Genomic DNA, 23,446 nt, shown 5'->3' on the forward strand with positions numbered 1-23,446 from the left:
TATGTCGGTTACCCCTGAGCTGAAGCAGGAAATCATCAAGGACAACGCGCGCCAGGCCAATGACACGGGTTCGCCCGAGGTCCAGGTCGCGATCCTGACCAGCCGCATCAAGACCCTGACCGAGCACTTCAAGGCCCACCACAAGGATAACCATTCCCGGCGCGGCCTGCTCATGATGGTCAACAAGCGTCGCAGCCTGCTCGACTACCTCAAGAAGAAGGACGTCGAGCGGTACAACGCTCTCATCCAGAAGCTCGGCCTGCGCAAGTAAGGCAAGAGTGGAAGCGGCCCCTAGCGGGCCGCTTCGCGCATCGGGGCAAGGTTTCCCGAAGCGCGATCACCTGGGGCAACCCCGCAATTCGGCGGGGGCCTTTGGGGCAAATGAAAAGCCCCGCACCGGACCGGGACGGAATCCCCGGCAGCAAATCCCGCCGGCAATAGGGCCCGCGGGCTGAAGGAATAACCATGTTCGACGTCAAAACCGTTTCGATTGAGTGGGGCGGAAAGACCCTCACTCTGGAAACCGGCCGCATTGCCCGTCAGGCCGACGGCGCGGTCCTCGCCACTTATGGCGAAACTGTCGTGCTTTGCGCGGTCACGGCCGCCAAGTCGGTGAAGGAAGGGCAGGACTTCTTCCCGCTCACCGTTCACTACCAGGAAAAGTATTCGGCCGCCGGGCGCATCCCGGGCGGCTTCTTCAAGCGTGAACGCGGCGCCACGGAAAAGGAAACGCTGGTTTCCCGCCTGATCGACCGTCCGGTCCGTCCGCTGTTCCCGGAAGGCTTCTACAACGAGATCAACTGCATCGCGCAGGTCCTGTCCTATGACGGCGAGACCGAGCCCGATATCGTTGCGATGATCGCCGCCTCGGCCGCGCTCACCATCTCGGGCGTGCCGTTCATGGGCCCGATCGCCGCCGCGCGCGTCGGCTATGTCGATGGCGAATACGTGCTCAACCCGAAGCAGGACGCCGCGCTCGCCGACGGCCGCCTCGACCTCGTCGTTGCCGCGACCGACACCGCCGTGATGATGGTGGAATCGGAAGCCAAGGAACTGACCGAGGACGAGATGCTCGGCGCCGTGCTGTTCGCTCACGACGAGATCCGCAAGGTGATCGGCGCGATCATCCAGCTGGCCGAGAAGGCTGCCAAGGATCCCTGGAACATCGACCTGTCGGACAACACCGCCGACATCAAGAAGAAGCTCAAGGACATCGTCGGCGCCGACGTTGCCGCCGCCTACAAGCTGACCGACAAGTCGGCGCGTTCGAATGCGCTGAACGAGGCCCGCGCCAAGGCCAAGGCCGCTTTCGCCGATGAGAACCCGCAGACCCAGATGGTCGCGATCAAGACGATGAAGAAGGTGGAAGCCGACATCGTCCGCACCGCGATCCTCAAGGATGGCCAGCGCATCGACGGTCGCACGACCACCCAGGTTCGTCCGATCGAGTCGATGGTCGGCCTGCTGCCGCGCACTCACGGTTCGGCGCTGTTCACCCGCGGCGAAACCCAGACCATCTGCACCACCACCCTTGGCACCAAGGATGCCGAGCAGATGATCGACGGGCTCGAGGGCCTGCGTTACGAGAGCTTCATGCTCCACTACAACTTCCCGCCCTACTCGGTCGGTGAAGTGGGCCGCTTCGGCGCCCCGGGCCGCCGCGAAGTCGGCCACGGCAAGCTGGCCTGGCGCGCGCTGCACCCGGTCCTGCCGACCAAGGAAGAGTTCCCTTACACGATCCGCGTTCTCTCGGACGTCACTGAGTCGAACGGTTCCTCGTCGATGGCCACCGTCTGCGGCGGCTGCCTTTCGATGATGGATGCCGGCGTTCCGGTGAAGCGCCCGGTTTCGGGCATCGCCATGGGCCTGATCCTGGAAGGCAGCGAGTTCGCCGTCCTTTCGGACATCCTGGGCGACGAGGATCACCTCGGCGACATGGACTTCAAGGTGGCCGGCACCTCCGAGGGCATCACCACCATGCAGATGGACATCAAGGTCGCGGGCATCACGCGCGAGATCTTTGAAGTTGCCCTGAAGCAGGCCAACGCCGGTCGCGCCCATATCCTGGGCGAGATGACCAAGGCCCTGGGCGAAGCCCGCACCGAGCTTTCGGCGCACGCTCCGCGCATCGAGACCATCTCGATCGACAAGTCGAAGATCCGTGACGTGATCGGCACCGGCGGCAAGGTGATCCGCGAGATCGTCGCCACCACCGGCGCCAAGGTCGACATCGACGACGAGGGGATCATCAAGATCTCGTCGTCCGACCTGTCGCAGATCGAAGCCGCCAAGAACTGGATCCTCGGCATTGTCGAGGAAGCCGAGGTGGGCAAGGTCTACAAGGGCAAGGTCGTCAACATCGTCGACTTCGGCGCTTTCGTGAACTTCATGGGCGGCAAGGACGGTCTCGTCCACGTTTCCGAAATGAAGAACGAGCGCGTGGAAAAGCCGACCGACGTCGTGTCGGAAGGCCAGGAAGTCTACGTCAAGGTCCTCGAGATCGATCCGCGCGGCAAGGTTCGCCTGTCGATGCGCGTCGTCGACCAGGAAACCGGCGGCGAGCTGGAAGACACCCGTCCGCCGCGCGAACCGCGCGAGCCGCGTGGTGATCGGGGCGACCGCGGTGGCGACCGCCGCGGCCCGCGCCGTGACGACCGTGGCGGCCGGAGCGACCGTGGTCCGCGCCGCGATGGTGATCGTGGTCCGCGCCGCGAGCGTGAAGAGGGTGGCAATCCGGATCACATGCCGGCCTTCCTCAAGGGCGACGACTAAGTCTTCGCACTTTTGTGAAACAGGAGAAGGGGTCGCCTCGGCGGCCCCTTTTTCGTGCAGGCGGGGCGAGCCGGATATATCGTTGGTTAATTGTTGGGCTATTGAGCGAAAACTACGCTAGCCCCCCGAGGGGAGGCGCTGCGCATTGTCGATCGAAAGCAAATCGCGGGTCGACCAGACCCGCCTGATCCACTGGCTGTCGCGCCTGCCGCTGGCGCAGGAGCGGCCACTGGTCGGCTTTTTGTTTGCGGTCCTGTGCAGCCTCATTGCCCTGCTGCTGCGCTGGGAGCTGGATTCGACCCTGCCGGCCGGCTTCCCTTTCGTGACTTTCTTTCCCGCCGTGATCGCCTCGGCGTTCTTTTTCGGGCTGTGGCCGGGGATCGTCTCGGCGGTCCTGTGCGGACTGCTGTCGTGGTACCTGTTCGTGCCGCCGGTCCATTCGCTTTCGCTCGCCGGCGGGGCCGGGGCGGCCATGGCGCTCTATGCCTTCGTGGTGGTGGTGGACATTACCCTGGTCCACCTGATGCAGCGTACCTTCCGCCAGCTCGACCTGGAGCGGGAGACGAGCCGGCAACTGGCCGATCACCGCGAGGTCCTGTTTCGCGAGTTGCAGCACCGGATCGGCAACAACCTGCAGATGGTCGGCGCGCTGCTGTCGCTGCAGAAGCGCCACGTGACGGACGAGGAAGGGCGCGCGGCGCTTGACGAGGCGGGACGGCGCTTGCGCCTGATCGGGCAGGTGCAGCGCCAGCTCTACGATCCGTCGGTCAACCGGCTCGGCCTCGGGCCGTTTCTCGGAGAGATCACGCGCGACATCGTCTCCTCTTCCGGCGAGGCGCGAATCGAATACGTGATTGAGGGCGGGGAAGGGGTGGCGATCAATCCCGATTCGGCAATTCCCCTCGCGCTGATCGTGGCCGAGGCCATCGCCAACGCGATCGAGCACGGCATTGGCCCGGTCGGCAAAGGGATGCTCCGGCTTTCGATCGAACACGGCAATGGACATTTCCTTGTCCACATCGAGAACGACGGCCAGCCGTTGCCTCACAATTTCGATCCCGCCGCCTTCAACAGCCTTGGACTAAGGCTGGCGAACAGCTTGGCAGCCGGGCGCGGCGGCGCCTTTTCCCTGGCGCCGGGCGGCCTGGGAACGCGGGCCACGGTGACCATGCCGCTGGTTGCCGCGCCCGGTTGAAGGCGGACCGATCAGGGTAGTGAAGATCGCCATCGCTTTCACTTGGCGTTCATCACCACGCTGGCTATAGCCGCACCCATGCTGTCTCGTTCGCCGCTCAAGCTCGCCCTGATTGCCACTGCCACCGCGGCTACCGTGCTCGTTGCCGGATGTGCCGGACGGGGGGGCAAGAACCGCGATACCGCCTATGTCGCGCGCGACGTCGACACGCTTTATCTCGCGGCCAAGGGCCGCCTCGACAGCGGACGGACCAAGGAGGCCGCGGCCCTGTTCGACGAGGTCGAGCGCCAGCATCCCTATTCGCCCTGGGCCCGCCGCGCCCAGTTGATGAGCGCGTTCAGCTATTACGTAGACCGGGACTACACCAAGGCCATCCAGTCGGCGCAGCGCTTCCTCTCGATCCACCCGGGTAACAAGGACGCACCTTACGCGTACTACCTGATCGCGATCAGCCAGTACGAGCAGATCAGCGACGTGACCCGCGACCAGAAGGCCACCAAGCAGGCCCAGGACGCGATGAACGAACTGATCCGCCGCTATCCTGACACCCGTTTCGCCGCGGACGCCCGGATCAAGCTCGACCTGATCAACGATCACCTTGCCGGCAAGGAAATGGACATCGGCCGCGCTTACCAGCGGCAGGGCAAGTGGCTGGCCGCCACGTTCCGCTTCCGCACCGTGGTCGACAAGTACCAGGCCACCAGCCATACGCCCGAGGCGCTTTACCGGTTGACCGAAAGCTATCTTTCGATCGGCCTGCCGGAAGAGGCCCAGAAGGCCGCTGCCGTGCTCGGCGCAAATTATCCCGGCAACGAGTGGTATGACCGGGCGTTCCGTCTGATGGGCAAGCACGCGCCGAGCGTTACCGCTTCCTGAGGCATTCTCTGCCGGGCAAGCTCTACCCGCGCGATTGACATTGTCGTGCGGCAGGCGCTTTGTGGCGCCATGCTTTCGCAAAAGACGCGCTATTCGATCCGCGCCCTCCAGCACCTTGCCGATCACTGGCGGCAGGGGCCAGTGCGGCTGGATGCGATTGCCGAGGCGCAGAACATCCCCCGCAAGTTCCTGACCGTAATCCTGTCGGAAATGGTGCGCGAGGGCGTCGTGACATCGCACAGGGGGCGGGAAGGCGGCTATGAGCTGGCGCTGCCCCCGGTCGACATCCGCTACGGAGACATCATCCGCCTGACGCGGGGGAGCCTGGCCCTGGTGCCCTGCGCGGCGCGCAACGCGCACGAACATTGCACCAATTGCCTGCCCGAGGCCGAATGCCGCCTGCGCGGCCTGATGCTCACGCTGCGGGACGAGACGGCCAACATGCTGGACCGGATCACGCTGGCGGACCCAATCAAGCTGGAGCCGCCGTTCCCCGGCGTGGAGGGCTAGGGTCCGTACTCGAGCGGCGATACGGCGCGAAATAGTTCCGCTTCGCCGCGCGATAGCGCTTCTCCTCTTGTCTACTGAAAAAGTAGAGATATGAATGCCGCCAACAAGGAGGCACTCATGGCACAGACGAATCACGCAGGGCACCGCGATGGCGCCGCCCCTGACAAGGCCGCCCAGTTCGATCGCAGCGCTGTGATCGAGGCTGTGACGGCGGCGATCGGACGCCTGCGCTACGGCGCGATCGAGCTCACCGTCCACGACGGCCGGGTGGTCCAGCTCGAAGTTACCGAGCGCCAGCGCTTTTCCTGAGCGTGCCCTTCAGGGGGCTCTTTCGAACTAAAGATTTTCTGCCGCCGGGGGCTTTGTCCGGCATTTCTCATCTGATGCAGACCGGACCGCCGGATGCATCCATTCCCTTCAGAGGATTGGATTCATGCATTCGTTCGTCCGCAGCGGCCTGCTGGCCGCCACCGCTCTTGGCTCGGCGCTTCCGCTTCAGGCTCATGCCGAGGAAGTTCCTGCTTCTGCCGCGCCTATCGCCACCGTTTCCGCGACTGTCGATGCAGCCGGGGCCGATTCCGCCGCTGTTGACGGTGAGCAGCGCAGTTCCGCCGGTACTGGTGCGACCGACCAGGGCGACATCGTCGTCACCGCCCGCCACCGCAACGAAACCTCGCAGTCGGTTCCGCTGGCCATCGCGGTCGTCGGCGGCGATCACATCGACAACACCGGGGCTTTCAACGTCGGCCGCCTGCAGCAGTTGACCCCGACCTTGCAGTTCTATTCGTCCAACCCGCGCAACACCTCGGTCAACGTCCGCGGTTTCGGCGCCCCGCTGGGCCTGACCAACGACGGGATCGACCAGGGCGTCGGCATCTATGTCGACGACGTCTACTATTCGCGCGTCGCTTCCTCGACCTTCGACTTCCTTGACGTGGCCCAGATCGAGGTCCTGCGCGGGCCGCAGGGCACGCTCTATGGCAAGAACACGACCGCCGGCGCGATCAACATCACCTCGCGCCAGCCGACTTTCGATCCGGAAGGCCGGGCCGAAGTGTCTTTCGGCAACTACGGCTATGTCCAGGCCAAGGCGGCCGTATCGGGGCCGCTGTCGGACACGCTGGCGGCGCGGATCGCGATTTCCGAAACCAAGCGGAACGGGACGATCTGGAATTCGACCACCAACAAGTGGAACAATGACCAGTCGAACACCGGCCTGCGCGCCCAGTTGCTGTGGAAGGCGGCGAGCAATCTTGAGGTGAGCCTCGCAGGTGACTGGAGCCACCAGAACACCCTTTGCTGCGCCACCGTGTTCTATGCCTATGTTCCAACGCAGAAGGGGGTGCTCGTCGGCGGTGTTCTGAATCGCCAATACCCGGCGCTCTACGACGTTGCCGCGGGCAAGGCGGCGGGTACTAACGCCTATCTGACCAATCCGGCCAATCAGGGCTTCGCCAACCGGATCAGCGACGTTGACGGCGAACTGCGCGCCAAGCAGTCGATCGGCGGGGCTTCGCTGCGCGCGAAGCTCGATCTCGGCGCAGGCACGCTGACCTCGATCAGCGCCTGGCGCTTCTGGAACTGGGACCCGTCGAACGACCGCGATTTTACCGCGCTGCGGATCACGACCAAGAGCCAGAACCCGTCGAAGCAGCAGCAGTTTACGCAGGAACTGCGCTACAACCAGCACAGCGACGCGCTCGATTTCCAGCTCGGCACTTTCTATTATTATCAGGTCGTCAACACCAACGGCTACCAGGAGCAGGGCGCGGCCGCGACCAAGTGGCTGCTTTCGCCCAGCTCCGACCCGGCCAATGTGTACAACCTGAATGTTCTCAACGGGCTCAATTCGACGAACACGATCCGCCTCGCAAACACCAGCTGGTCGGTTTACGGTCAGGCAAGCTGGCGGCCGCTGCCGGGCCTGACCATCCAGCCGGGCGCGCGGGTCAACTATGACAAGAAGAGCGGGTCCTACAACGCGGTGGTCCGCGATGCGGCCGGCAACCTGCTGACCCCGGGCATGGTCTCGACCGGCACGCCGACGCAGAAGGCGCAGATCGGCGTGCTGCTGCCGGAGAGCTATGCGCCCAGCTTCTCGGCGTGGAACCTCTCCTACGACCTGACGCTGAGCTACGACATCGCCCCCGATGTCCACACCTATGCGACCTATTCGAAGACTTTCCAGACCGGCGGCATCAACCTCAATGGCGTGCCGGCCGATGCGACCACGGGCCTGCCGCAGACCCAGTACCAGACGGTTGCGCCCGAAGGCGTCCATCACTTCGAGTTGGGCATCAAGTCGCAGTTCTTCGACCGCAAGGTCACGCTCAATCTCGCGGCCTTCCGCACCGACATCAGCAACTATCAGGCGGTGTTCTCGAGCAACAACGCGGCCTCGCTTTCTACGCTGCGCGGCTATGTCGCCAACGTGCCCAAGGTGCGCTCGCAGGGGATCGAGGCAGATTTCTCGGTGCGGCCGAGCGAGCGGTTCAACGCCTATGCCAACTTCGCCTATACCGATGCGACCTACCGCGAGTTCACCAATGCGCCGCCGCCGATCGAGCTCTCGGGCGGGTCGACCTTCTCGGGCACCAATTGCACGATCCCGACCGCGCTGCCGGCCAACGTCAGCCCGGTGAGCTGCAACATTTCCGGCCAGCAGCTGCCCGGCGTGTCGAAGTATTCGCTTTCGCTCGGCGGGGAAGGCAATCTGCCGGTCAAGTTCTTCGGCAAGGATGGGCAGATCTTCCTCGGCGCTGACGGCAATACCCGCAGCTCGTTCTCGTCGAACGCCACGCCTTCGCCGGCGGCGACGTTGCCCGGCTACACCCTGGTCAACTTCCGCTTCGGTTGGCGCTCGGACCGGGATGACAAGGGCCGCAAGATCGACGTTTACGGCTGGGTCCGCAATGCCTTCGACAAGGGTTACGTCGAGCAGTTGCAGGTTGCACCGAACAGCGTCGGCTTGCTGGTGGCCAACATTGGCGATCCGCGTACCTTCGGCGGGACGGTCAAGGTCGAGTTCTGAGCGGAAGGCAGACACGAAAAAGCCCGCCGGAGGATCGCTCCGGCGGGCTTTTTTGATGCCTTGCGGGCTTGGCTTACTCGCCGAAGACGCGCTCGAAGATCGTGTCGATCGCCTTGAAGTGATAGTCGAGGTTGAACTTTTCCTCGATCTGCGCAGGCGTAAGCGCGGCGGCGACTTCCGGGTCGGCCTTGAGCAGTTCCATCAGGTTGAGCTGGCCATCCGATTCCCACACCTTCATCGCGTTGCGCTGGACGAGGCGGTAGGAAGCGTCACGCTCCAGCCCGGCCTGGGTGAGGGCGAGCAGGACCCGCTGCGAGTGGACGAGGCCGCCCATCTTGTCGAGGTTCTTCTGCATCCGCGCCGGGTAGATCACCAGCTTGTCGACCACGCCGGTCAGGCGGGCGAGGGCGAAGTCCAGCGTGATCGTGGCGTCGGGGCCGATGTAACGCTCGACCGAGGAGTGGGAGATGTCGCGCTCATGCCACAGGGCCACGTTTTCGAGCGCCGGGGTGACCGCCGAGCGGACCATGCGGGCAAGGCCGGTGAGGTTCTCGGTCAGCACCGGGTTGCGCTTGTGCGGCATGGCCGACGAGCCCTTCTGGCCGGGCGAGAAGTATTCCTCCGCTTCCAGCACCTCGGTGCGCTGGAGGTGGCGGATTTCGACTGCGAGGCGCTCGATTGAGGAGGCGATCACGCCGAGCGTGGCGAAGAACATAGCGTGGCGATCGCGCGGGATCACCTGGGTCGATACCGGCTCGGGTGCCAGGCCGAGCTTTTCGGCGACATATTCCTCGACCGAGGGATCGATGTTGGCGAAAGTGCCAACCGCGCCCGAGATCGCGCAAGTGGCGATCTCTGCGCGGGCCGCGATCAGGCGGGTCTTGCAGCGGGCAAACTCGGCATAGGCCTCGGCCAGCTTCTTGCCGAAGGTGGTCGGCTCGGCGTGGATGCCGTGGCTGCGACCGATGGTCGGCGTGTACTTGTGCTCCAGCGCCCGGCGCTTGATCGCCTCGAGCAGGGCATCGAGATCGGCGAGGAGGATGTCGGAAGCGCGGGCGAGCTGGACTGCAAGGGTCGTGTCGAGCACGTCGGAGCTGGTCATGCCCTGGTGCATGAAGCGCGCTTCCGGGCCAACCTGCTGGGCCACCCAGTCGAGGAAGGCGATCACGTCATGCTTGGTCACGGCCTCGATAGCGTCGATCGCGGCGACGTCGATGGTGGGGTTGGTGGCCCACCAGTCCCACAGCGCCTTGGCGCCGCTGGGCGGGACCACGCCGAGCTCACCGAGCTTCTCGGTGGCATGGGCCTCGATCTCGAACCAGATCTTGTAACGCGCTTCCGGTTCCCAGATCGCGGTCATCGCGGGACGGGCATAGCGGGGGACCATGGTTCGACTCCTTGTTCGTGGTTGACAGGGCCGCTAGGGGCCGCCCGCGCGGAAGGCAAGAGCGCGGCGCATCGGAGGCGCCGGCCCGATCCCCTGATTTTCGCCGGTCGGGCATTGGAGCGAACCTGATTTAGGCTTACGGTTCAATGATCGATGCCGACTCCATGGACGGGGCTTGTCGATTGGAAGACCGCATGACCCTCGCCGAACAGGGGCATCAAGACCAGAGCCGGCGAAGGCCGGTGGTCCTCCTGGTGGAGGACGAGATCATGATCCGCATGGCGGATGCCGAATCGCTGCGCGAGGCGGGAATAAGCGTGATCGAGGCCGGAAACGGTGCCGAGGGATTGGCGGTGCTGGAGAGCGCGGCCGTGCTGGACGCGCTGATCACCGACATCAACATGCCAGGCGAACTCGACGGTCTGCAACTGGCCGCGCTGTGCCGCGATCTGCGCCCCGGCCTGCCGATCCTGCTGGCATCGGCCCGGCTGCCCGAGGCCGGAGATCCCCGGGCGGATCGCATGCTTGCGAAACCATATGCCTTCTCCGAGCTTTTATCTGCCGTGAAGGAAATGATGGGGAACGCATGGCAGACTATGAAGGACCGAAGAACCTCCTGATCGCTGACAGCGACACGCTGGTACGTCACGCCTTGGCCGAATATCTGCGCCACTGTGGCTACCGCGTGGTCGAGGCGACCAATTTCGACGAGGTGATCAGCATACTCGAACGCCCCGAGGACGGCGTGCTGCCGGACATCGTCCTGTGCGACGTTGGCCTGACCGGCGGCAACGGATTCGCGCTGCGGGTATGGGTTCGCGCCCATCGGCCCGAGGTGAGGGTGGTGCTGGCCGGCAATGTCGCCGCCGCTGCGCGAGCGGCCGGTGAACTGTGCGAAGAGGGCCCGGATCTGGGCCGCCCCTATGATCCGCAGCTCGTGCTCGACCAGATCCGCCGGATGAAGGCGCCGCGCTTGCAGTAGCCTTCAGGCGAGGGCCGCGCGCCTTTCGCGCAAGGCGGCAAGGCCGCGCTCCAGCAGGGTGCGGACCCGGCCGCTTTGCCGTTCGGTGACGAAGGAGATCGCGTAGCAGGCGGCAAGCAGGCTGAGCACCTCGATGAGGAAGCCTGGCAGGCTGTCACCGGCGGTCAGGCCGAGGGTCTTGGCCAGCAGCAGCAAGGGCCAGTGGAACAGATAGAGCGTGAAGGAGAACCCGGAAAGCTTGCGCGCGGGCGCATCCAGCATCTGCCAGATCGCGGGCCAGCGATTGGCGATCGGCCTGAGGCCGGCAAAGGTCGCCGCCACGGCGAGGGCCAGAAGCAGGTCGCTCAGCGCGAAGCGGGAGAAGGAGAGGTCGTTGCGGTAAGGGCCGGCGAGATCGCGGATCAGGTGTAGCCCCGGCATAACCCATTCCGTGTGCAGCCAGGCCGCGGTGAGGCCGGCCGCGACCAGCATGGCACCGGCAAGCGGCCCTGTGCGCCGAGCAAGTGGGGTCAGTACGAGGACGACGCCGACCAGCCAGACCGGGAACATCAGCAAGATGCGCGGGCCCGCGAACAGGGCGAATAGAGCGAGCGCTCCAATCCGCTGCGGCCCGCGCAGGAAGACGGCCGCACCGAACAGGGCATAGTACCAGACCTCGTAGCACAGCGACCAGTAGGGCGGGTTCCAGACCGGCCCCGCGCCCCATGGGCTTTCGCTGAGGAACATCAGCGGCAGTACCGTCCCGGCCCAGCTGAGCTTGCCGTAGGTGTCGGTATGCTGGGCCGAGCCGCCAAGCGACGTCACCACGAAATAGGCGAGGGTCGAGAATGCCAGCGCGGTCAGCGAGACCGGCAGGATCCGCGAGGCGCGGGCGATCGCATAGCGCGAGAACGACGCTGGACCGCGCAGGACCGAGGCGGTGATCACCAGCCCGGACAGCACGAAGAACACCACCACGGCATAGTGCTGGGCAAGCGGAATGTCGGGAAACCAGCCTTCGTACAGCCGGGCCTGCGCGGCGTGACAGACCAGGACGACCAGCGCCGCGAAGAAGCGGATCAGGTCGAGGCAGGTGGAGAGCGGGGCGGTGATGAAGGGATCGGCGGCAAGGCTGCGCACACCCTCATCCTGCGGGGCGAGCCTGCTGGTCGGTGCGGACTGGAACACTGACATTGCGGTTGCGATAAGGATCCCTGTTGCGCCGCAGGCGGTGGCTCAAACCGGCCGGGATGGCAAGCGGACCGCTTGTGCGCTGCGGCAGGCCGTGTGCGAGGGGCCATGGATTGAGGCGAAAATGTGGCGGGCGCGGCAACGCGGCCCTCAGATCAGTCCGCGGGCGCGCAGCGAGACGTGACCCTCGCGGCCGATGATCACGTGATCGTGAACCGTCACCCCGAGCAGGCGCCCGGCCTCGGCAATGCGGTGAGTGACCTGGATGTCGGCCCGGCTCGGCTCGGGCGAGCCGGAGGGGTGGTTGTGGACGAGAATCAGGGCCGCGGCGCCGACGTCGAGCGCACGGCGGATCACCTCGCGCGGGTGGATTGCCGCCTCGTCGAGCGAACCATCGCCGACATGGTCGTCGAGAATCAGCATGTTGCGGGTGTTGAGGTAGAGAATCCGCACCCGCTCCTTGGTGAGGTGGGCCATGTCGATCGTCAGGTAATCGATCAGGGCCTGCCAGGAGGCGAGCACGGGCTGTTCGCGCACCTGCTGGCGGGCAAGGCGGCGGGTGGCCACAGCGACGATGCGCATGGCCGCGGCGCTGCTCTCTCCCATGCCGGGATGGAGGGCGAGCGTATCGGGCGGGGCGTTGAGCACGGCGGCGAGCGAGCCGAACCGCTGGATCAGGCTGCGCGCCAGCGGCTTGACGTCCTTGCGCGGGATCGCGGTCATCAGCAGGTATTCGATGACCTCATGATCGGCGAGGGCATCGATCCCGCCTTCGAGCAGGCGCTTGCGCAGCCGGGCGCGGTGGCCGGACGAATCGTGCGCCGGATCGCGTTCGCTCGCTGCGGCGAGCGGGGGCGGTGCCTCGCCGAACAAGCCTTTTCCGTCCACCCGCAACTTTCCCCCGGTCTCGCCGTTACCACGCCAAGCATTGCCTTTCAGGGGACGAGGGCGCAAGTGTAAGGCGATGAACGAAACATCGGACGGTGAGCCCCAGGGTGCGGCCACCATCTATCCCGAACAGGAAGGGCCGGATCTCGGCAGCGGTGAACGTCGCCGACGTTGGCTGCGCGTGCTGGGCGTGGCGGGCGGGGTCGTGGGCCTGGCGCTCGGCGCGGTCTGGGTGACGCGTAACGACATTGCCGACAACGTGATTGCCGGCCAACTGCGCCAGCTCGGCCTGCCCGGAACCTACCGGGTCGATTCGATCGGGCCGCGCCGGCAGGTCATTTCCAACATCGTGATCGGCGATCCGGCGCACCCGGACCTGACCATCGAGCGGGCTGAGATCGAGATCGAGCCCCGGCTCGGCTATCCCGAGATCGGCACGATTACCCTCGTCCGCCCCCGGCTTTACGGCCGGCTGGTCGATGGCAAGGCCAGCTTCGGCAGTCTCGACAAGCTGCTCTACGGCCCCAAGGGCAAGGGACCGTTCCGCCTGCCCGATATCGCGCTCAACGTGATTGACGGGCGAGGGCGGCTGACCGGAGCGATGGGCCCGGTGGGAATCAAGCTCGATGGGCGCGGAAACTTGCGCAGCGGCTTCGCCGGCGAAGTGGCGGCCGTTGCCCCGGAACTGGTGCTGGGCTCCTGCCGGGCCAAGGATGCGAGCCTTTACGGCAGCCTCACCATGACGGCCGAGAAGCCGCATCTGCTGGGGCCACTGCGCCTCGGGAGAGTCGATTGCGGGGTGTCGGGTCCGCGCCTCGCCAAGGCGGAGATCGGCGTGGACGCCGTGGCCGACAAGGATTTCACCAGCGGAACGGCCCGGCTCGACGTGGCCACGGGAGGGCTGGCGCTGGGCACGAGTTCGGCCCGCGGGCTCAACGGCAGCGCGGACCTTGCCTATCGCAGCGGCGCCCTGACCGCAAAATACGACCTGCTCGGGCGCGGCCTCGCCACTGCTTGGGCGAGCGCGTCAACCCTCGCGGCCAAGGGCGTCCTCCGGGCGCGGGATGGCTTTGCCAGGCTCGACGTGGACACAGCGCTTGACGGCGGCGGCCTGAGGCCGGGCGAGGCCATGAGCCGAAGCCTCGGCGCGATCGAAGAGGCCGGGGCGGACAGTCTCGTCGCTCCGGTCATGCGCCAGATCCGCGCCGCGCTGGTGCGCGAAGGGCGCGCCAGTCGCCTCGCCGCCGACGTGGTGCTGCGCCGGGCCAATGGCAATCTGAATGTCGTAGTTCCGCAAGGTCAACTCATCGGGGGCAGCGGCCAGACCCTGCTCGCCCTGTCACGCGTCCAGTACGCCTCGGGCGGGGCGAGGGCGGACCGGCTGGCGGGCAATTTCACCACCGGCGGCCCGGGCCTGCCGCGCATTACCGGACGGATGACCAAGGGGCCGCGCGGCGACACCCAAGTCGCCCTGACGATGGCTGAATACCGGGCCGAGGGCGCGCGGATCGCCTTGCCGAGGCTGGTCGTGGCGCAGACGACCAACGGCGCGCTCGGCTTTTCCGGCACGGCGATCGCATCGGGCCCGCTGCCCGGCGGACGGGCCGAGAACCTCACGATTCCGATTGACGGGCGGCGGACGCCGGGCGGGGTCCTTTCGCTGTGGTCGCGCTGCGAGACGGTGCGGTTCGACGCGCTGGCCTATGCCAACCTCGCACTCGATTCCCGCTCGCTGCTGCTCTGCCCCGGGCCGGGGGGATCGATTGTGAGGAGCGGGCCGGGCGGCACGCGCATCGCCTTCGGCACGCCTTCGCTCGATCTTTCGGGCCGCCTTGGCGAAACGCCGATCCGCATCAACAGCGGCCCGGTTGGCTACGCTCAGCCGGGGGCGCTGTTTGCCAGGGAACTCGATGTTGCGCTGGGCCCGGCCGACAGTCCGACGCGGCTGCGGCTGGCCGATCTCAAGGCCACCGTCGGCAAGGAAATCTCCGGCACTTTCGCGGGGACCGACGCAAGGCTGTTCTCCGTCCCGCTCGACCTGCTCGATGCGACGGGGCAGTGGACCTTGGTGGACGGCCGGCTGACGGTCAGCAATGCCGCCTTCCGGCTTGAGGACCGGGCCCAGGTGGACCGCTTCCAGCCGTTGGCTGCGGAAGGGGCGGGGCTGGTACTGGCCGACAACCGGATCACCGCCGATGCAGTCCTGCGTGAGCCTGCCTCGCGCCGTGAAGTGGCTGGGATTGCCGTCCGCCACGATCTCGCTTCCGGGCGAGGGCATGCCGATCTCGTGGTCGATGGCCTCGTATTCGACGACAGGCTCCAGCCCGATACGCTCACCCGCCAGTTGCTCGGCGTCGTCGCCAATGCGCGCGGGACGGTGAAGGGCAGGGGGCAATTCGACTGGACGGCGAGCGATGTCACCAGTTCGGGCCGGTTCAGCACCGATTCACTTGATTTTGCCGCCGCCTTTGGCCCGGTAAAGAGCGCCTCAGGCACGGTCGAGTTTACCGATCTCGTCAATTTCACCACGGCCCCGCACCAGCGTCTGGCCATCGCCTCTATCAATCCCGGAATCGAGGTGACCGACGGGGCGATCCTGTTCCAGATGAAAAAGGGCAATGTCCTGGCGGTCGAGGGCGGAGAATGGCCGTTCCTGGGGGGGATGCTTCACCTGCGCCCGGTCGATCTCAACATCGGCGTTGCCGAGACGCGCCGCTACGTGCTCGATATCGAGGCGCTCGATGCGGCCAAGTTCGTCGCCCAGATGGAATTGGCCAACATCAGCGCCACCGGCGCATTCGACGGCAGCCTGCCGCTGGTGTTCGACGAGAACGGCGGACGGATCGAGGGCGGGCTGCTCGCCTCACGCCCGCCGGGCGGCAACCTGTCCTATGTCGGCGCGCTGACGTACAAGGACCTCTCGCCGATCGCCAACTTCGCCTTCGATGCCCTGAAATCGCTTGATTACAAACAGATGCGAATCGCAATGGACGGGGCGCTCGAAGGCAACATCGTCACTCGCGTCCGTTTCGACGGGGTCAAGCAGGGCGCCGGGGCCAAGCGCAATATCGTCACCCGGCGTTTTGCAAACCTGCCGCTGCAGTTCAACGTCAACATCCGAGCGCCGTTCTACCAGCTCATCACCTCGTTCAAGGCGATGTACGATCCGGCTTACGTGAAGGACCCCCGGACGCTGGGCCTGCTCGGCCCCAACGGCAAGCCGATCGTTCGGCCTGCCGACATTCAGCCTCCAGTCAGCGAGACAAGGCCATGAATCATCCCGAATTGACCGATCGCCTCCGCCTTGCGACAAGCCTGCCGATGCAGGAGCGAAACAGGGTGGGGCCGGGCCGGAGCCGGAAGGTGGCGCAAGCCGCGCTGGTGCTGATGAGCGGGTCGATGGCGCTGGGCGGGTGCATTTCTGTGAATGCGCCGGACAAGCCGATCGTCATCGAGCTGAACATCAACATCAAGCAGGAAGTGATCTACCGTCTGGCCGAGGATGCCGGAAACACGATCGACAAGAACCCGGAGATTTTCTGATGTCCTTGCGTTGGTATCTTGGTCGCCTCGCCGCCGCTCTGCTGATCGGCGGGGTTACGGCCGGCAGTCTGGCCGTCGCCCAGCAGCGCGATCCGGCCTATGCCGCCGCGCGCTCCGCAGGCCAGATCGGCGAGAAGATGGACGGCTATCTCGGCTTCGTCGTGCCGCCCAGCGCCGACGTGAAGCGCCTGGTCGAGGATCTCAACATCAAGCGCAAGGCGGTCTACGCCCAACAGGCGCAGGCCCAGCATGCCACGGTCGAGGAATATGCCCTGACCGCCGGTTGCCTCGCCATTTCGCGGACCGTTTCGGGGGAAAAGTACCAGGCGCCGGACGGTTCTTGGGCGACCCGCGGGGCCGGCCCGCCGCAGCGCGACGCTCGCTGCCCCTGAGCCTCCGGCAACCTACTTTGGTCTGATATTCCGGCCCCGGCGCATGGGAATGCGCCGGGGCCGTTGCATTCATGCGACAGGTCGCAGGGATAGTGTCTTTCGCCGCGGTTGACTTGAATACCCCTCCCGCCTAAGGGGTCGGCGCCCTCGGAGGGGAGCCGTTGAGCGTGCCGCTTAGCCGCAAGGAAAAATGGCATGTCCAGCGAATCCAACGATGAGGGGCCCATCGGCGAAGATGCGCGGATCGACGCGCTCGAGCAGCGGCTGAAGGCCGCGCGCGAGCGGGAAGGCGAACGCAACCGCCCAGTGAAGACCGAGGCCGATGCGAACTATCGCTTGGGCAACCGGATCCTGGGTGAACTGGTGGGGGGGCTCGTAGGTGGTGCGTTTATCGGCTGGGTCATCGACCAGTTCGCCGGTACCAAGCCCTGGGGCCTGCTCGTGATGTTGTTCATGGGGGTCGTGGTGGCCTTCCGGAACATCATCAGGATTTCCAGCCGTCCGCCTCAATAGGCGTGCGGCCATGGCCTGCATCCAACGGCGGGTGCGGGTGAACAGCGAATACGGGGTTTACGCAAAGTGGCGGAAGGCAAGGTCGATCCGGTTCACCAGTTCACGATCGAGCCGTTGTTCGGCACCGATCACCTGTCTCTGGCTGGCTACAACATCGCTTTCACCAATTCGGCGCTGTGGATGGCGATCACGGCCTTCGTGCTGATCGTCTTCGTTGGCGGTGGTGCGAAGCAGGCTCTAGTCCCCGGTCGCTGGCAGATGGCGGTGGAAAGCTTCACCGGTTTCGTTGACGATCTGCTGCGCGCCAACATCGGCGCCTCGGGCCGGGCTTACCTGCCCTATGTCTTCTCGCTGTTCATGTTCATTCTCTTTGCGAACATGCTCGGCCTGCTGCCGCTGGCGCTCGTCGGCCTGCATCCCTTCACGCCCACCAGCCACTTCACCGTGACCGGCGTGCTGGCGATCATCAGCTTCTCGATCGTGCTGATCCGCGGGTTTACCAAGCACGGCTTCCACTTCTTCTCGCTGTTCGTGCCGCACGGCACCCCGCTGGCGATGATCCCGATCATTTTCCCGATCGAGCTGATCTCGTTCATGGTCCGCCCGTTCAGCCTCGGCCTGCGTCTCTTCGTCGCCATGATGGCCGGTCACGTGCTGCTCGAAGTGCTTTCGGGCTTCGTGATTTCAGGCACCAATGCCGGTGCTCTGACCTTCGGCATTGCCGCGCTGCCCAGCTTCCTGCTGATGGTCGGCATCTGCGCACTGGAATTGCTGGTTGCCGGCATCCAGGCCTACGTTTTCGCACTTCTCACCTGCGTCTATCTGAACGACGCTGAGAATCTTCACTAATTTTCTCAAAACCATTCCACTCGGAATTGAAAACTAAGGAGTTTTTGACATGGACGCTCAGAGCGCAAAGCTTCTCGGTGCTGGCCTTGCCGCGATCGGCGCCGGCCTTGCCTCGCTCGGTGTGGGCAACGTCTTCGCGAAGTTCCTCGAAGGCGCGCTGCGTAACCCGGGCGCTGCCGACGGCCAGCAGGGCCGCCTGTTCATCGGCTTCGCCGCCGCCGAACTTCTCGGTCTGCTCTCGTTCGTCGTCGCGATGATCCTGATCTTCGTCGCCTGACGTTCGACTGACTGTTTCGGGCCGGGACGTGATATGGTCCCGGCCTCTTTAATGCCGTTCCAGCCTGGGATGCAGCAATGCCTCAGATAGCTCAGCTGGCCACCACCTATTCCAGCCAGGTCTTCTGGCTGCTGGTGTTCTTTGGCCTAGTCTTCCTTGTCGTCGGCCGGGGCTTCGTGCCCAAGGTCATGGCGGCCGTCGATTCCCGCGACAAGCAGATCGCGGCCGATCTCGCCGCCGCAGAAGCTGCCCGCAAGGCCGCTGACGCGGAGGAAGAGGCCTGGCGTGTCCAGGCCAACAAGCAGCGGGCCGAGGCCCATGCCCTGGTAGCCGCGGCCAAGCTCGATGCGGCCAAGGCAACCGAGGCGCGGCTTGCCGTCGCCAACAAGACGATCGATGTCCGCTTGGCCGAGGCCGAAGGCCGGATCGAGACTGCTCGCGCCGGTGCGCTGGGCGAGATCGAACTGGTCGCCGCCGAAGCCGCCGGGCAGATCGCCTCGCGTCTCGCCGGTCTTTCGGTGGACGACGTCACTGCGCGCGCCGCTGTAAAGGAGGTGCTCCATGGCTAACCTGCTGATCGTTCTGGCCGCTGCGGCCGAGCATGCCGGTGGTCATGAGGCTGCCGAACCGACCGTCGCCGGGTTTGGCGCGGGCTGGTTCGTCGCCCTGTCGATGACTGTCCTGATCGCGATCATGCTGTGGAAGAAGGTACCGGGTGCGGTGACCTCCGGCCTCGACAACTCGATCGCGGAGATCAGGCACCAGCTGGAAGAAGCCAAGGCGCTGCGCGCCGAGGCCGAGGCCCTGCGCAAGGAATATGCCGACAAGATCGCCAATGCCGAGCGCGAGGCAGCCGAGATGGTTGCCCATGCCAAGCACGAGGCCGAAGCGATCGTGGCCAAGGCGGAGGTTGATACGACCGACCTGATCGCGCGCCGCGAAAAGATGGCCGGAGACAAGATCGCCGCCGCCGAACTCGCCGCCGTGCAGGATTTGCGCAACCGCGCTGCTGCTGCCGCCGCCGCCGCCGCTGGAGCCTTGATCAAGGGCAAGCACGACGCGGCCGCCGACAAGAGCCTGGTCGATCAGGCGATTTCTGGGCTCTGAGCCTCGCGCTCCTGACCGGACAAGGAAAGCCCCCGCTTTGGCGGGGGTTTTCTTTTGTCTGCCGCTCGTTTGCGAGAAATCCCCAGCTGCGCGCAGCTTGGGTCGTGACCTCGGCCTCAAGCGTCGCTAGAACGTCCCGCGAACATCATGGCCCGCCGATGCTGACCAGACTCGCGATCCGCAACATCGTGCTCATCGAGGCACTTGACCTCGACTTTGCGGGCGGCCTTGGCGTGCTGACCGGAGAGACCGGCGCGGGCAAGTCGATCCTGCTCGATGCGCTCGGCCTTGTTCTGGGCAATCGTGCCGATTCAGGGTTGGTCCGGGCCGGGGAAGACAAGGCGAGCGTTACCGGCAGCTTTGAATTCGCGTCCCTTCCGTTCGGGATCGCAACGGCGCTGGCTGAGGCTGAAGTCGAGATTGAGCCGGGTGAGCCGTTGCTGATCCGCCGCCAGCTCAAGGCTGACGGCGGTTCCAGGGCCTTTATCAACGATCAGCCAGTCGGCGCCGCGCTGCTGCGCGAACTGGGTCCCCATCTGGTCGAACTTCACGGCCAGCACGACGATCGCGGCTTGGTAAATCCCAGAGGCCACCGCGCCTTGCTTGACCGCTACGCACGGGCGGATGTGGCCGGCGTCGAGGCGTCTTGGAAAGCCTGGCGCATTGCCGAGGACCGCTTGGCCGTAGCCCGGGCGCGGGTGGCGCAGGCCTCGGCGGATCAGGACCTCTTGCTGGCCCATGTCTCCGAATTGGCGGCCTTGGCTCCGGAAGCGGGGGAGGAGGAAGAGCTCGCTGCCGCGCGGACGGCGATGCAGAAGGGCGAGAAGCTGGCGGACGATCTCTCGGCGCTCCAGCACTTGTGGCAGGGCTCGGACTCCGCGCTGGCAATCCTGCGCGGCGCGGCGCGGCGGCTTGACCGGATTGCCGGGGAGCATCCACTGCTGGCTGAGGCGCTGGAGGCGCTCGACCGGGCGGTGATCGAGGCTGGCGAGGCCGAGGACAGGCTGGCGCGCGCGGCTGAGGCGCTGGCCCACGATCCGATGGCGCTCGACCGGATCGAGACGCGCCTGTTCGAGCTCAGGGCAGCGGCGCGCAAGCATGGCTGCGCGGTGGATGACCTTCCGGACCGCATGGTGGCAATGCGCGCGCAGCTTGACGCGATCGAAGGCGGCGAGGCGGAAATCGCGGGGCTGGAGCGCGCGGCGCATGAGGCTCAGCTGGACTATCAGGCGCGGGCGGAAGGGCTTTCGGCCCAGCGGTTCGAGGCTTCGCAGCGGCTTGACGCGGCCGTGGCGGCGGAACTGGCGCCGCTCAAGCTTGATGCCGCGCGATTCCGGACGGCGGTGGTGCGCTTGCCCGACGATCGTTGGGGACCGGGCGGAATCGATGCGGTCGAATTCCTGATCGCGACCAATCCGGGAGCCGACTTTGCGCCTTTGGGCAAGATTGCGTCGGGCGGTGAATTGTCGCGGTTTATCCTCGCCTTGAAGGTCGCTCTTGCCGAAGAGGGCGGGGCGGCAACGGTCATTTTCGACGAGATCGACAGGGGCGTCGGCGGGGCTGTGGCAAGCGCGATTGGTGAGCGTCTGGCGCGGCTTGCCACGGGTGGGCAATTGCTTGCCGTGACACACAGCCCGCAGGTCGCCGCGCGCGGGAATGGGCATTACATGATTGAAAAGTCTAGCGAAGGTACGGTGACGCGAACCTCTGTTCACCTGCTTGACGCAGCTGGACGGCAGGAAGAGATTGCCCGGATGCTGTCGGGTGCGGAGATCACGCCCGAGGCGCGGGCCCAGGCTGACCGGCTGCTGGAGAGGGTGTGATGGATGCCCTGTCGGAGGCTGATGCCGCCAACGAGTTGATGCGGCTGGCCAAGCTTATTGCCTATCACAATCGGCGCTATCATGCTGAAGATGCACCGGAAATTTCCGATGCTGAGTACGACGCGCTGGTCAGGCGCAATGCCGCGCTGGAGGCTGAGTTTCCGCATCTGGTGCGCGAGGACAGTCCTTCGCGGGCCGTGGGGCATGAGGTTTCCGGATCGCCTCTGTCCAAGGTGGCGCACGAGGTTCGGATGATGAGCCTCGACAATGCTTTCTCTGATGAGGAAGTTGTTGAATTCGTTGCCAAAGTTCGGCGCTTTTTGAACCTGTCCGAGGACGCCGAGGTGGCGCTGACGGCGGAGGACAAGATTGATGGTCTGTCCTGTTCGCTGCGCTATGAGCGGGGTGTTCTGGTGCGTGCTGCTACGCGCGGGGATGGGCAGGTGGGCGAGGATGTTACCGCCAACGTCGCGCATATTTCTGATATTCCTCAAAAACTTGCTTGCGAATTTCCAGACGTTTTCGAGGTTCGCGGCGAGGTCTATATGGCCAAGGCGGACTTCCTTGCGCTCAATGCCGCGCAGGTGGAGAAAGGCGAGAAGGTCTTCGCCAATCCGCGTAATGCCGCTGCCGGGTCGCTGCGCCAGAAGGATGCGCGGGTAACGGCGGCCAGGCCCTTGAAATTCCTCGCCCATGGTTGGGGTGCGGCCTCGCAAGTGCCGGAAAAGAGCCAGTTTGCGATGATGCGCCGGATCGCCTCGTGGGGCATTCCGGTCTCGCCCTTGCTGGCGATTTGCAACGACACTGCAACGGCACTGCAACGCTATCGTACGATTGAGGCAGGCCGCGCGGACCTCCCCTATGATATCGACGGCGTGGTCTACAAGGTCGACAGCCTCGACTGGCAGGCCCGGCTCGGCTTCGTCGCCAAGGCTCCGCGCTGGGGTCTGGCTCACAAGTTCCCGGCCGAGCAGGCCGAGACGACGCTGGAGGCGATCGACATCCAGGTCGGGCGGACGGGCAAGCTGACGCCGGTCGGGCGGCTGACGCCGGTTTCGGTCGGCGGGGTGACCGTGGCCAACGTGACACTCCACAACAGGGACGAGATTGCCCGTCTGGGCCTGCGCATCGGGGACCGCATCGTCTTGCAGCGGGCTGGGGACGTGATCCCGCAGGTGGTCGAGAACCTGAGCCGTGAGACCGAGCGGGGGGCGTTCCATTTTCCCGACCATTGCCCGGAGTGCGGTTCGGAGGCCGTGGCCGAGGAGGGCGAGGTCGACGTGCGCTGCACGGGCGGGCTGATCTGCCCGGCGCAGCGGACCGAACGGCTGCGGCACTTCGTGTCGCGCGCGGCGCTCGACATCGAAGGGCTGGGGGAGAAGACCATCGCCGAATTCTTCGGGCTTGGCTGGCTGGAAAGCCCGGCCGACATCTACCGCCTGCGCCGGCGCCGCGCCGAGATCGTGGGGCGCGAGGGGTGGAAGGACAAGTCTGTGGATAACCTGTTGGCAGCGATCGAGGCCAAGCGCAGCCCCGATGCGGCGCGGCTGCTGTTTGGGCTTGGTGTGCGCCACGTCGGCGCGGTGACGGCGCGGGACCTGCTCAAGCGGTTCCAGACCCTTCCTGCGCTGCGCGAGGTGGCGGAAAAGGCCAATGCGATCCGGGTCAATGCGCCGGACTTGCTGACCGCGCCCGCTGACTTGCCCGAAGTGGCGGATGCGCGGGCCGAATTGCTGGGGATCGAGGGCGTGGGCCCGGTTGTGGTCGAGGCGCTGGGCGACTTTTTCCATGAGCCGCACAATGTGGCGGTGTGGGATGACCTGCTCTCGGAAGTCTCGCCGCCGGCCTATGTGGTGGAGACGCGGGACAGCCCGGTTTCGGGTAAGACCGTGGTCTTTACCGGCAAGCTGGAGACGATGAGCCGCGACGAGGCCAAGGCCCAGGCCGAGGCACTGGGCGCGCGGGCGGCGGGCTCGGTTTCGGCGAAGACCGATCTGGTCGTGGCGGGGCCGGGGGCGGGGTCGAAGCTCAAGCAGGCGGCGGCGCTCGGGATCGAGGTGATCGACGAGGCGGCCTGGGCGGAGATCGTCAAGGCGGCGGGGTAGGGCGCGTGTGTGGGGATCGCACGATG

22 protein-coding genes are annotated in these 23,446 nt (G+C 65.6%); 19 read left to right on the forward strand and 3 right to left on the reverse strand.

The window, feature by feature from the left end:
* Position 1 precedes the first annotated feature (1 nt).
* The 7 genes from rpsO (at position 2) to H7F51_RS11825 (ending at position 8,384) form a co-directional block, all read left to right on the forward strand.
* Positions 2 to 271 (forward strand): 30S ribosomal protein S15, encoded by a 270-nt coding sequence (gene rpsO / locus H7F51_RS11795; RefSeq protein ID WP_185664497.1) that lies wholly within the window; start codon positions 2 to 4, stop codon positions 269 to 271.
* 194 nt (positions 272 to 465) lie between these two features.
* Complete coding sequence (pnp, locus tag H7F51_RS11800; protein ID WP_185664498.1) at positions 466 to 2,772, forward strand: polyribonucleotide nucleotidyltransferase; 2,307 nt, start codon at positions 466 to 468, stop codon at positions 2,770 to 2,772.
* Between the two features lie 145 nt (positions 2,773 to 2,917).
* Complete coding sequence (locus H7F51_RS11805; protein ID WP_185664499.1) at positions 2,918 to 3,967, forward strand: sensor histidine kinase; 1,050 nt, start codon at positions 2,918 to 2,920, stop codon at positions 3,965 to 3,967.
* 78 nt (positions 3,968 to 4,045) lie between these two features.
* Positions 4,046 to 4,843, forward strand: coding sequence for an outer membrane protein assembly factor BamD (locus H7F51_RS11810; protein ID WP_185664500.1), 798 nt, complete (start codon positions 4,046 to 4,048; stop codon positions 4,841 to 4,843).
* Between the two features lie 69 nt (positions 4,844 to 4,912).
* On the forward strand, positions 4,913 to 5,353 hold the full coding sequence (locus H7F51_RS11815; RefSeq protein ID WP_185664501.1) for an RrF2 family transcriptional regulator: 441 nt from the start codon (positions 4,913 to 4,915) through the stop codon (positions 5,351 to 5,353).
* Between the two features lie 117 nt (positions 5,354 to 5,470).
* The gene (locus H7F51_RS11820) at positions 5,471 to 5,662 is read left to right on the forward strand and encodes a YezD family protein (protein ID WP_185664502.1); all 192 of its coding nucleotides are present in this window, start codon (positions 5,471 to 5,473) and stop codon (positions 5,660 to 5,662) included.
* Positions 5,663 to 5,786: 124 nt separating this feature from the next.
* Positions 5,787 to 8,384, forward strand: coding sequence for a TonB-dependent receptor (locus tag H7F51_RS11825; RefSeq protein ID WP_185664503.1), 2,598 nt, complete (start codon positions 5,787 to 5,789; stop codon positions 8,382 to 8,384).
* Positions 8,385 to 8,457: 73 nt separating this feature from the next.
* Here H7F51_RS11825 and purB read toward each other — a convergent pair whose 3' ends face one another.
* Complete coding sequence (purB, locus tag H7F51_RS11830) at positions 8,458 to 9,771, reverse strand: adenylosuccinate lyase (protein WP_185664504.1); 1,314 nt, start codon at positions 9,769 to 9,771, stop codon at positions 8,458 to 8,460.
* Between the two features lie 146 nt (positions 9,772 to 9,917).
* Between purB and H7F51_RS11835 the strand changes: the two genes are divergently transcribed.
* Together H7F51_RS11835 and H7F51_RS11840 are read left to right on the forward strand one after the other, a co-directional pair.
* Entirely contained in the window at positions 9,918 to 10,391 is a 474-nt protein-coding gene (locus H7F51_RS11835) for a response regulator (RefSeq protein ID WP_185664505.1), read from the forward strand.
* Positions 10,358 to 10,753 (forward strand): response regulator, encoded by a 396-nt coding sequence (locus H7F51_RS11840; RefSeq protein WP_185664506.1) that lies wholly within the window; start codon positions 10,358 to 10,360, stop codon positions 10,751 to 10,753. The genes H7F51_RS11835 and H7F51_RS11840 overlap by 34 nt, the downstream gene beginning before the upstream one ends.
* A 3-nt stretch (positions 10,754 to 10,756) precedes the next feature.
* On the opposite strand, the gene H7F51_RS11845 is transcribed toward H7F51_RS11840, so the two are convergent.
* Positions 10,757 to 11,926 (reverse strand): acyltransferase family protein, encoded by a 1,170-nt coding sequence (locus H7F51_RS11845; RefSeq protein ID WP_185664507.1) that lies wholly within the window; start codon positions 11,924 to 11,926, stop codon positions 10,757 to 10,759.
* A gap of 147 nt (positions 11,927 to 12,073) precedes the next feature.
* Positions 12,074 to 12,811 (reverse strand): RadC family protein, encoded by a 738-nt coding sequence (radC, locus tag H7F51_RS11850; protein ID WP_185664508.1) that lies wholly within the window; start codon positions 12,809 to 12,811, stop codon positions 12,074 to 12,076.
* 76 nt (positions 12,812 to 12,887) lie between these two features.
* Between radC and H7F51_RS11855 the strand changes: the two genes are divergently transcribed.
* From H7F51_RS11855 to ligA, 10 genes are all read left to right on the forward strand, one after another.
* On the forward strand, positions 12,888 to 16,085 hold the full coding sequence (locus H7F51_RS11855) for an intermembrane phospholipid transport YdbH family protein (RefSeq protein WP_185664509.1): 3,198 nt from the start codon (positions 12,888 to 12,890) through the stop codon (positions 16,083 to 16,085).
* 113 nt (positions 16,086 to 16,198) lie between these two features.
* Entirely contained in the window at positions 16,199 to 16,354 is a 156-nt protein-coding gene (locus tag H7F51_RS11860; protein WP_185664604.1) for a YnbE family lipoprotein, read from the forward strand.
* Complete coding sequence (locus H7F51_RS11865; protein ID WP_185664510.1) at positions 16,354 to 16,746, forward strand: YdbL family probable chaperone protein; 393 nt, start codon at positions 16,354 to 16,356, stop codon at positions 16,744 to 16,746. The genes H7F51_RS11860 and H7F51_RS11865 overlap by 1 nt, the downstream gene beginning before the upstream one ends.
* A 195-nt stretch (positions 16,747 to 16,941) precedes the next feature.
* Positions 16,942 to 17,259: an AtpZ/AtpI family protein gene (locus H7F51_RS11870; protein ID WP_185664511.1), complete on the forward strand. Its 318-nt coding sequence runs from the start codon at positions 16,942 to 16,944 to the stop codon at positions 17,257 to 17,259.
* A gap of 66 nt (positions 17,260 to 17,325) precedes the next feature.
* Complete coding sequence (locus tag H7F51_RS11875) at positions 17,326 to 18,108, forward strand: F0F1 ATP synthase subunit A (RefSeq protein WP_185664512.1); 783 nt, start codon at positions 17,326 to 17,328, stop codon at positions 18,106 to 18,108.
* Between the two features lie 49 nt (positions 18,109 to 18,157).
* The gene (locus tag H7F51_RS11880) at positions 18,158 to 18,385 is read left to right on the forward strand and encodes a F0F1 ATP synthase subunit C (protein ID WP_022677864.1); all 228 of its coding nucleotides are present in this window, start codon (positions 18,158 to 18,160) and stop codon (positions 18,383 to 18,385) included.
* A 77-nt stretch (positions 18,386 to 18,462) separates the two neighbouring features.
* Positions 18,463 to 18,954, forward strand: coding sequence for a F0F1 ATP synthase subunit B family protein (locus H7F51_RS11885; protein ID WP_185664513.1), 492 nt, complete (start codon positions 18,463 to 18,465; stop codon positions 18,952 to 18,954).
* A complete protein-coding gene (locus H7F51_RS11890; RefSeq protein WP_185664514.1) occupies positions 18,947 to 19,492 on the forward strand; it encodes a F0F1 ATP synthase subunit B family protein in 546 nt (181 codons plus the stop codon). The genes H7F51_RS11885 and H7F51_RS11890 overlap by 8 nt, the downstream gene beginning before the upstream one ends.
* Positions 19,493 to 19,650: 158 nt before the next feature.
* Entirely contained in the window at positions 19,651 to 21,315 is a 1,665-nt protein-coding gene (recN, locus tag H7F51_RS11895) for a DNA repair protein RecN (RefSeq protein WP_185664515.1), read from the forward strand.
* Positions 21,315 to 23,420 carry an NAD-dependent DNA ligase LigA gene (gene ligA, locus H7F51_RS11900; protein WP_185664516.1) on the forward strand — a complete coding sequence of 702 codons (2,106 nt, stop codon included), beginning with the start codon at positions 21,315 to 21,317 and terminating at the stop codon, positions 23,418 to 23,420. Before recN ends, ligA begins: the two co-directional genes overlap by 1 nt.
* Positions 23,421 to 23,446: the final 26 nt, after the last annotated feature.

The sequence above is a fragment of the Novosphingobium flavum genome (assembly GCF_014230315.1).
In the GTDB taxonomy this organism is placed as follows: Bacteria; Pseudomonadota; Alphaproteobacteria; order Sphingomonadales; family Sphingomonadaceae; genus Novosphingobium; species Novosphingobium flavum.